This window comes from Allokutzneria sp. A3M-2-11 16, from assembly GCF_024213555.1.
GTDB lineage: Bacteria > Actinomycetota > Actinomycetes > Mycobacteriales > Pseudonocardiaceae > Allokutzneria.
Window position 1 is genome coordinate 1 of the sequence record NZ_JANAVO010000006.1, and the last position, 8,990, is coordinate 8,990.

Below are 8,990 nucleotides of genomic sequence, written 5' to 3' on the forward strand. Positions count from 1 at the left end.
GTGCCATACGCTTGTCGCGAGGGCCGGGGTTTCATCCCGTGCCCCCGGGAGGCCCAAGGGCACGCGCAAGGGGCCCCCAGGTCAAGCCGACCCCCAGGCTGGAAGCCCAGCGCCACACGCTGGAAGTTCAGCCGACCCCGCCGGAAGCCCAGCCGTACCCCCGCTGGAAGCCCACGCAAGCTGGAAGCCCAGCCAAAAGCTACCCCGTCACAAACCCAGTCGACCCTCGAACAACCAAATGCGACGGCAACACGACCTCCCCCCGTCCACCCCTCAACAACAAATCAATAGCCGTCCGCCCACAGTCCTCCCGAGGCGAAGCCAACGTAGTCAACGGCGGCGAACAAAAATCAGCCCCAAAAATATCGTCATACCCCACAACACTGATGTCCGAAGGCACCCGCCACCCCCGTTCCGCAAACCGACGCAACGTCCCAATCGCAAGCATGTCGTTGAACGCCACGACCGCCGTCGCGCCCCTACCAATCGCGGCGTCCGCGGCGGCGGCTCCGCCGGAGACGGTGGGGGAGAACGGGCCGATGCGGGTGACCCGCATGCCGAGGCGCCCCGCGGACTCCCGCAGCGCGGCCCAGCGGTTCGCGTTCGACCACGACGCGGGCGGCCCCGACAGGTAGGTGAGCGAGCGGTGGCCCAACGATGCGAGGTGCTCGACGACCTGCCGCGTGCCCTCGGTGTTGTCGATGACAACGCTCGGCACTCCGGCCACCTGCTTGTTGATCAGGACTACGGCGTTTCTCCCCGCAGCGGCGCGGATGTCGGCTTCGGACTGCCGTGACGAGGCGAGCACGAAGCCGTCGACCGCGCGCCCGAGCCGTTCCACGTTGTGCGTCTCGACCTCGGGGGATTCCTCGGTGTCCATCAGGATCAGGGTGTAGCCGGCCGCGTTCGCCTGGCGTTCGGCGCCGCGGATGATGCCGAAGAAGAACGGGTTGGTGACGTCGGGCAGCAGTAACCCGATGGTGGTCGTCCGCCCGGACGGCAGCGCCCGCGCGAGCGGGTTCGGCCGGTAGCCGAGCCGTTCCGCGACGGCGACGATGTGCTGGCGGGTGTGGACGTTCACCCGCCGCGGGTTGGAGAAGGCGCGCGAGACGGTCGACGCGGCGACCCCTGCCTCGCGGGCCACGTCGTGGATGGTCGGCATGCGTTGTCGCACACGACACCTCCCTCTCAGGCGGAAGCTTTCTAGTGGCGCGCGGCAACTTTTGGCAACCGGTTGCCATCACCTTTCGGGCTTCCTAGCGTCGGCCCATGCGGCGACGGCTCTCACTCGGACCGGTGGCACTGGGACTGGTCGCGCTGGTGCTGGCCGCCGGCGTCACCGGGTGCGCGAACGAGGACGACGACGACCTGTACGTGCTCGTCGGGACCATCGCCCAGTACCCGGCGGAGCAGCGCGTGTGGTTGGACCGCATCGCCGCGAAGTTCCGGCAGCGCACCGGAAAGGGAATCACCTTCGACACCTACGCCAGTTCGGCCGAGGAGCAGACGAAGCTCCAGACCTCGGTGATCACCGGCACCGGCCCGGACGTGTACCAGGTCGGCACGACGTTCACCCCGGCCGGGGACGCCGCGCGCGGGTTCCAGGTGCTCGACGAGGCCGACTGGCGGCGGATCGGCGGACGTGAGCAGTTCATCCCCGCCGCGCTCGGCATGTCCGGTCCCGACGCCTCGCGCCAGGTCGCCGTACCGATGTCCACCCGCCCGTACGGCCTGGTCTACAACACCGCGAAGTTCCGCGCGGCGGGCATCTCCGCGCCGCCCCGGACCTGGGACGAGTTCGTCGAGATCGCCAAGCGCCTCACCGATCCCGGCGCCGGGGCCTACGGCACGGCGGTGGCCTACGCCGACTCGTACGACCCGTGGAAGTACGTGTGGATGTTCGCGCTCCAGAACGGCGGACACCTGATCAGCGCCGACCTGAAGCAGGCACGGCTCGACACACCCCAGACCCACGCCGCGGTCGGAGCGTTGTTCGAGCTGCTCACGAAGCACCGCGTGGTGGACCCGGACGCGGTGACCTGGAAAGCCCCGGAAGCGTTGGCAGCGTTCGGCCGCGGCGAGCTCGGGATGCTAGGCATGGTCGCGCCGACCGTGGTGCCGAGCCTGGAGAAGTCGGCGGTCAAAGGTTCCTACGCCTTCGCTCCGATGCCGTTGATCCCGTTCGGTGCGACGGAGCGTCCGCCGGGCGGTGTCGCGGCGGGTTCGATCACGTCCGGCTTCAACCTCGCGATCTCCAGTACTACCAAGAAGAAAGACCTCGCGCTGGAGTTGATCCAACTCCTCGTCAGCCCCGAAGAGCAGAAGCGGTACGCGGAGACCTTCGGCGATCTTCCCGCTACCACGCGCGCCGCCGAGGAAGTTGCCGCGTCGCGGCCCTTGCTGGCGCCGTTCTTGGCGGCGGAGCGCGCATCGGTGCCGACCGCGTTCACCGGCGCGTGGTCGGATCTCCAGCTGGCGCTGACCAACGTCGTCACGCAGTCCCTGCCCGCGCTCGCCTCGGGTGGCTACGATCCCGTTGCCGTGCGCGGCCTGCTCACGGAGGCGAACCGGAAAGTGCAGTCCTCCCTTGACCGGCAGAGGCGTTGACGTGGGGCGAGAGCGACGGCCGCTGTGGCTGATGCTGCCGGGCGGAATCCTGCTCCTGCTCGTCGTCGGGGTGCCGTTCGCGCTGGCCGCGTGGATGGGGTTCTCCGGGCTCGACCAGTACTCGCTGCGCGAGTGGCTCCAGGCCCCGTGGGTCGGACTCGCCAACTTCGTCGAAGCGCTCGGATCGGCGGGCATGCCGCACGCGTTGTGGCTGAGCGTGTCGTTTTCCTTGCTCACCACGGTATTCGCGGCTCCGATCGGCATAGTCGCCGCGCTCACGGTGAACGGGCGGATGCGCGGCCGTGCTCTCGTGCGGTCGATTTACCTTGTGCCGTATGTGATTCCGCAGTTCGTCACCGCCATGTTGTGGCGGGTGATGTTGCAGCCGGACGGCGCGGTCAACCGTGCCCTGGAGTCACTGGGGTTGCCCGCCGGGCAGTGGCTCATCGGCCCGAACACCTTCTGGACGCTGGTTTTCGTCGATGTGTGGGCGTCGTGGGCGTTCATCTACATGTTGACGCTGGCGGGTCTCCAGACGATTCCCGCCGAGCAGTACGAGGCGGCCGACATGGACGGCGTGACGTGGTGGCAGAAGATCCGCTACGTGGTGCTGCCGCAGCTCCGCGGGCCGCTGAGCCTGGCGCTGCTGTTGTCGACCCTGCACCACTTCAACAACTTCACGTTGCCGTTCGTGTTGTTCGGGACGCCCGCGCCGGAGGCGGTGTCCGTGCTGCCGATCGCGATCTACCAGATCTCGTTCCAGGTCTTCCGGTTCGGGCTCGGCGCCGCGATGTCGATCCTGTCGCTGGTCGTCGTCGCCGTCCCCGCCGTGCTCTACCTGCGCAGCGTCGGCCTGATCGGGAGGCGTGACCATGAAGCGTGATCCGCACGCGATCCTGCCTCCGGCCGTGCGCGTCGGCGCCACGGTACTGATCACCGCGTTCGCCGCCGTGCCGGTGTTGTTCCTGCTGCTGATGTCGGTCACGCCGGACCACGAGGTCGCGGGCGGCACGCTGTGGCCGACCCGGTTCGCCTTCGAGAACTACCTGCTGATGTGGGAGACCGTCGAGCTGACGACCGGGTTGGCCAACAGCCTGGTGATCTCGTTGCTGGCGGCGGTGATCGCGACCGTGTTCGCGGTGGGCACGGCCTACTGCCTGACCCGGTTCGTCTTCGTGGGCAGGCGCGCGTACCTGGCGAGTCTGGTGACGCTCCAGTCGGTTCCGCACGTGATGCTGCTGTTGCCGCTGTTCATGGTCTTCGCCTCCGCGGGCGCGTACCTGGGGTTGAGCGTGGTCGGCACCAGGACCGCGATGGTGATCACCTACCTGACCTTCGCGCTGCCGCTGGCGACCTGGGTGATGGTCACCTACCTCGACAAGATCCCGAGGACGTTGGAGGAGGCGGGCCTGATCGACGGGCTGTCGCGGTTCGGCACGCTGGTCCGGATCGTGCTCCCGCTGGCGTGGCCCGGCATGGTCGTCGCGCTCGTGTTCTCGTTCCTGAGCAGCTGGAACGACGTCGTGTTCGCCAGTGTGCTGAGCCGACCGTCCACCCGCACCGCTGCCGTCCAGCTGCACGTGTTCGCCCAGAGCGTCGAGGGCGGGGCGCTGCCGCTCTACGGGCAGCTGATGGGGGCGTCGGTGGTCAGCGCGGTGCCCGTCATCGTCCTGTACCTGGTCTTCCAACGGCATCTCGTCAGCGGGCTGACGTCCGGCGGCGTGAAGAGCTGACCCGACTGGAGGGAAGCAGTCCTATGTGGACTTTGTCCGGATTCGCCGACGAGATCTCGCCCGAGCTGGACGTGCAGTGCCGCGTGCTGCGCGAGCTCGGCGTCGGTCACGTCGAGTTCCGCAGCGCCTGGGACACCAATGTGCTCGACCTCGACGACGTCGAGCTGGAGCTGGTGCGGGAGACGTTGTCGCGCAACGAGCTCGCCGTGTCCTCCATCGGCTCGCCGATCGGCAAGATCGGGGTGCGCGACGACTTCGAGGAGCACCTGCTCCGGCTGGACCGGGCGCTGCACGTGGCGAAGGTCCTGGCGGCGCCGTACATCCGGATCTTCTCGTTCTTCCTGCCCGCCGCCGACGACCCCGCCGCGCACCGCGACGAGGTGCTTCGTCGCATGACCCGGATCGCCGAGCGCGCCACCGGCCACGGCGTGATCCTGCTGCACGAGAACGAGAAGAGCATCTACGGCGACACTCCGGAGCGTTGCCTTGACGTCGTGGAAAGCGTGGGGTCGCCGTCGCTGCGCCTGGCCTGGGACGCGGCGAACTTCGTCCAATGTGGAGTCCGGCCGTACACCGACGGCTACCGGCTGCTCCGCCCGCACGTGGAGTACGTGCAGATCAAGGACGCGATCATGAAGACCGGCGAGGTCGTGCCCGCGGGCCACGGCGACGGCGAGGTCGCCGAGACCGTGCGAGCGCTGCGCGAGGACGGCTTCGACGGGTTCTTCTCCCTCGAACCGCACCTGATCGCGGCCGGGCCGATGGGCGGCTTCAGCGGACCGCAGCTGTACGGCGTCGCGCACCGCGCCTTCACCGACCTGCTCACCAACGAGGGGATCGACTACCGATGAGCATGCGATTCGCGATCATCGGCTGCGGCGTCATCGGAGTGCAGCACGCCGCCGCCATCGCCGCGCTGCCCGACCGCGCCACCCTCGTGCTCGCCGTCGACCCGGTGGTCGAGCGCGCGCGAGCGCTGGGTGCGGAATGGACCACCTCGGTCGAAGAAGCATTGGCGCGCCCCGACATCGACGCCGTCGCAGTGTGCACTCCGAGCGGCACGCACGCCGATCTCGCCGTCGCCGCCCTGGAAGCCGGAAAGCACGTCGTCATCGAGAAACCGCTCGACGTGAACGTCTCCGCCGTCGCGCGGGTCGCCGCTGCCCAGAAGCGCGCGGGCCGCACTGTCACCGTGATCAGCCAGCATCGCTTCGACCCGTCCAGCCAGGCTGTGTACCGGGCGATCCAGGACGGTCGCTTCGGCCGCATCACCTCCGGCGTCGCCAGCGTCGCGTGGTGGCGCGGTCAGGACTACTACGACTCCGGGGCATGGCGTGGCACGTGGGAGCTCGACGGTGGTGGAGCGCTGATGAACCAGAGCATCCATACGATTGATCTATTGGTGTGGATGCTGGGCGAGCCGGTCGAGGTCTTCGCGTGGTCCGCGTGCCTGGCCCACACCGGCATCGAGGTCGAGGACACGGCAGTGGCGAACGTGCGTTTCGCGAGTGGTGCGCTTGGGGTGATCCATGGGACCACTGCGGCTTATCCGGGGTTGAGCGCGCGGCTTCAGGTGCACGGGTCCTTGGGGTCGGCGGTGATCGACAATGATGCGTTGACCTATTTTGGTGATGCGGAGGTGGCTGGTAGGAGTTCGGTTGGGGCGGGATCTGATCCGGCTGCGTTGTCGGATGTGCATATTGAGCAGTATCGGGACTTTTTGGGTGCGGTGGAGGAGGGGCGGGAGCCGTTGGTGACTGTGGGGGAGGGTGGGCGGACGTTGGGGGTGGTTTGTGCGATTTATGAGTCTGTGCGGAGTGGGCGGCCGGTTTTGTTGTAGCTTTCGGGTTTCCGGCTTGTGTGGCTGTGCTTCCAGCGGGGCTGGGCTTCCAACTTGCGCCGGTACCAGCGGTGGAGTCGGCTTGACCTGGGGGCCCCTTGCGCGTGCCCTTGGGCCTCTCGGGGGCACGGGATGAAACCCCGGCCCTCGCGACAAGCGTATGGCACGCGCACCCCAGGTAAAGCCGACCCCGATTTCCAGCGGCGGCCTGCTGTTTCGCTGGGGTTGCGTTGTTTTGGCTTTTCGGGCGCCTGGGAATTCACCCTGTAGGGCCATGATCGACTATTATTACGCGATAGAATGGGGACATGTTTCCTGTAGATCCCGACCACTATTTGAGGGTCATGTTCACCGCGATGGGGAAAGCCTCAGCGGACTTCGCGGTCGCGTTGATCGACTACGTGTCTCGGCTTGAGTTGTGTGATCGTGAGTTTGCCGAGGAAATCCTCATGCGACTGTTGGCGGTCTCGAAGACGAAGGCCGCCCGGCTGTTGCAACGCGCAGAGGATTTGACCGGTCGCCCGGTGGTGTTGCGGGCGCTGGCCGAAGGCCGCGTCGACGAGGGCAAAGCGTTGATGATCGTCGATCTGCTCTCCACTCTGTCTGCTGTGCACGCAGCGATCGCTGAAGAGGACTTCCTCGCTTTCGCTGAGACGCACGACTACACCGCGACTCGTCGGCATGCGGTGCGGTTCATCGACAAGCTGGACCCGAAGGCTGCTGAGCGTCGCCATAAGGAGAAGCGCAAGGCGAGGTTGGTGGAGAAGATCCCCCAAGATGACGGCATGTGCCTGCTGCGGATGTTCTTCCCCGCCCTGCAAGCCTCGTTGATCTACGACCGGATCGACCGCATCGCTAGAGCCCTGCCCAAGGACCACCGCACCCTCGACCAGAAGCGGGCCGATGTGACGATGGATGTGTTGATGGGTAAGGAAACCGGGGCACCCCAAGGCCAGGTCACCGTCTACCTGACCATGCCCATGGGTTCGTTCCTCGGTCTCAGCGACGAGCCCGCGATCCTGCACGGCTACGGGCCGTTGCCTGCGAAGATCGCCAGGGATGTGGCGGCGAACGGGATCTGGAAGCGCATCCTGACCGACCCGGTGACCGGGATCGCTGAGGACGTGACGACGTATCGGCCGTCTGCGAAGCAGCGGGAGTTGATCCACGTCCGCTACCCCACCTGCACCGCGATCGGCTGCAACCGACCCGCACACCGTTGCGATCTCGATCACTGCTGCCCCTTCGACGGGACAAACACCACGGTCGACAATCTGCGGCCGAAGTGCAGACGGCATCACCGGATGAAGCACGAATCCAACTGGAAGTGCGAGAACCTGCCGGACGGTCGGCACGTGTGGACGACACCGAACGGGAAGACCGCCGAAACCGAGGCCGAGCCGATCGCGGAACCGGCACCCTTCTAGTACTCCAGCCGCCCTAAAGAGTATCGCAGATGTCTCACATGTACTCGAAGTACCGGTCGTCCCAGTACGCCTTTCCCAGCTCATCGTCGTCGTCTTCGTCCAGTTCGCCAGCGGCCCTGAGCACCGCCACGAACTCCCGGGGCAGGCGCGCGTCGCCGCTGGGTGCACCCTCCCCGCCACTCATGTGCGCGGTGACGAAAAACCTGCCGAAATTGCTCATCATGCGAAACAGTCCCGCGAAGCATCCCGGTCGAAATCCGCGGGGCGTTCCAGGTTGCGGAAGTCGGGGTCGTCGTGCTCCCGCAGGAGCGCCCGGACCTGGTCCGTCGAGAGCATGTAGTGCCCTTCGGTCAGTTCCTGGCCGATCACCCTGATGAGACGGTGGCGGCAGAGTCGAGCTCATGGCCGGAGTACTCGCTAGAGTCAGAGGCGTGCGGGGGCAAGGCGGGCCGGAGGAGCTGCACAGCGCCACAGAGCAGCTCTGCTGCGACTACGCCTGGAAAGACCCACATCTGCTGAGCAAAGAGGCGAATCGGCTCCTGGTGAGAGCCGATGGCGAACAAGCGGGATGGCTGCACCTCCTCCTGGGCTGCGTGCACTACGACCTGAGGCACAGAGAACAGGCCGAAGCCCATCGCCGCGCGGCCTTTCGGCTGGGGCAGGAAGTGAACAACGGCGAGATCGTCGCGTGGTCCTTCGAGATGAGCGCGTGGTTCGCCCTCACGCAAGGTCGGCTGGACGAGGTCGCGGCCTATGCGGAAGCGGGGAAGCGGGCGGCGCCGAACTCCTCGGTCGCGGTCCAGCTCTGCGCGCAGGCGGCCAAAGCGGCGGCGCGCATGGGCGAGACGGGCGACCTCAGGAAAATCCTCGACGAGGGATATCGGCTCCTCGGACAGCACCAGAACCCGGAGCGGCCGGAAAACCACTTCGTGGTGGAGCCGGGGAAGTGGGACTCGTACGCATTGGACTGCTTCACGGTCGTGGGGGAGGACAAGCTGGCCGAGGAGCACGCGCGGGAAGTCTTGAAGACCGCGGCGAAAAGCCCGATGCGGGCGAGTGAAGCGCACCTCGCGTTGGCGACGGTGGCGTTGCGGCGCGGCGATATCGAAGGCGCGGCGGAGTGGGTGCACACGGCCCTCGCGGCGCCGCGGAAGTCGTTGGACCACCTGGGGATGCTGACGGCCGAGCTGGTGCGCGAGGTGCACGAGCGGTATCCGGGAGACCCGGCGGCGCGGCTGATCACGGAGCCGATCGAGCACCGCTGACATTTCCGGGGTGTTAGGTGCCGGGCGTGGCACCGGGGTTCCGCGCGGGGATACGTTGCGGGAACTGGATTCGACGCCATGAACCCGAACCCAGGAAGGGCAGCGGATCACGCATGGC

The 8,990-nt window shown here is 67.0% G+C and carries 10 protein-coding genes; 7 read left to right on the forward strand and 3 right to left on the reverse strand.

Annotated features, from left to right (window positions below; genetic code table 11):
* Window positions 1-199 precede the first annotated feature (199 nt).
* A complete protein-coding gene (locus NLX83_RS27820; protein ID WP_254238154.1) occupies window positions 200-1,162 on the reverse strand; it encodes a LacI family DNA-binding transcriptional regulator in 963 nt (320 codons plus the stop codon).
* A gap of 107 nt (window positions 1,163-1,269) precedes the next feature.
* On the opposite strand from NLX83_RS27820, the gene NLX83_RS27825 reads away from it, so the two are divergent.
* The 6 genes from NLX83_RS27825 to NLX83_RS27850 all read left to right on the forward strand — a co-directional run bounded on the left by NLX83_RS27825 (window position 1,270) and on the right by NLX83_RS27850 (window position 7,607).
* Window positions 1,270-2,607 carry an ABC transporter substrate-binding protein gene (locus NLX83_RS27825; RefSeq protein ID WP_254238155.1) on the forward strand — a complete coding sequence of 446 codons (1,338 nt, stop codon included), beginning with the start codon at window positions 1,270-1,272 and terminating at the stop codon, window positions 2,605-2,607.
* 1 nt (window position 2,608) lies between these two features.
* Window positions 2,609-3,490, forward strand: coding sequence for a carbohydrate ABC transporter permease (locus NLX83_RS27830; protein ID WP_254238156.1), 882 nt, complete (start codon window positions 2,609-2,611; stop codon window positions 3,488-3,490).
* The gene (locus tag NLX83_RS27835; RefSeq protein WP_254238157.1) at window positions 3,480-4,340 is read left to right on the forward strand and encodes a carbohydrate ABC transporter permease; all 861 of its coding nucleotides are present in this window, start codon (window positions 3,480-3,482) and stop codon (window positions 4,338-4,340) included. The genes NLX83_RS27830 and NLX83_RS27835 overlap by 11 nt, the downstream gene beginning before the upstream one ends.
* Before the next feature lie 23 nt (window positions 4,341-4,363).
* Entirely contained in the window at window positions 4,364-5,191 is an 828-nt protein-coding gene (locus NLX83_RS27840) for a sugar phosphate isomerase/epimerase family protein (RefSeq protein ID WP_254238158.1), read from the forward strand.
* Window positions 5,188-6,180 carry a Gfo/Idh/MocA family protein gene (locus tag NLX83_RS27845; RefSeq protein ID WP_254238159.1) on the forward strand — a complete coding sequence of 331 codons (993 nt, stop codon included), beginning with the start codon at window positions 5,188-5,190 and terminating at the stop codon, window positions 6,178-6,180. Before NLX83_RS27840 ends, NLX83_RS27845 begins: the two co-directional genes overlap by 4 nt.
* Before the next feature lie 308 nt (window positions 6,181-6,488).
* Window positions 6,489-7,607: an HNH endonuclease signature motif containing protein gene (locus tag NLX83_RS27850; protein WP_254238160.1), complete on the forward strand. Its 1,119-nt coding sequence runs from the start codon at window positions 6,489-6,491 to the stop codon at window positions 7,605-7,607.
* A gap of 34 nt (window positions 7,608-7,641) precedes the next feature.
* Here NLX83_RS27850 and NLX83_RS27855 read toward each other — a convergent pair whose 3' ends face one another.
* Together NLX83_RS27855 and NLX83_RS27860 are read right to left on the reverse strand one after the other, a co-directional pair.
* Window positions 7,642-7,827 carry a hypothetical protein gene (locus NLX83_RS27855; RefSeq protein ID WP_254238161.1) on the reverse strand — a complete coding sequence of 62 codons (186 nt, stop codon included), beginning with the start codon at window positions 7,825-7,827 and terminating at the stop codon, window positions 7,642-7,644.
* Window positions 7,827-7,976 (reverse strand): hypothetical protein, encoded by a 150-nt coding sequence (locus NLX83_RS27860; protein ID WP_254238162.1) that lies wholly within the window; start codon window positions 7,974-7,976, stop codon window positions 7,827-7,829. Before NLX83_RS27860 ends, NLX83_RS27855 begins: the two co-directional genes overlap by 1 nt.
* A 62-nt stretch (window positions 7,977-8,038) precedes the next feature.
* Here NLX83_RS27860 and NLX83_RS27865 point away from each other — a divergent pair, with 62 nt between their 5' ends.
* Entirely contained in the window at window positions 8,039-8,872 is an 834-nt protein-coding gene (locus tag NLX83_RS27865) for a hypothetical protein (RefSeq protein WP_254238163.1), read from the forward strand.
* The last annotated feature ends 118 nt before the right edge of the window (window positions 8,873-8,990 follow it).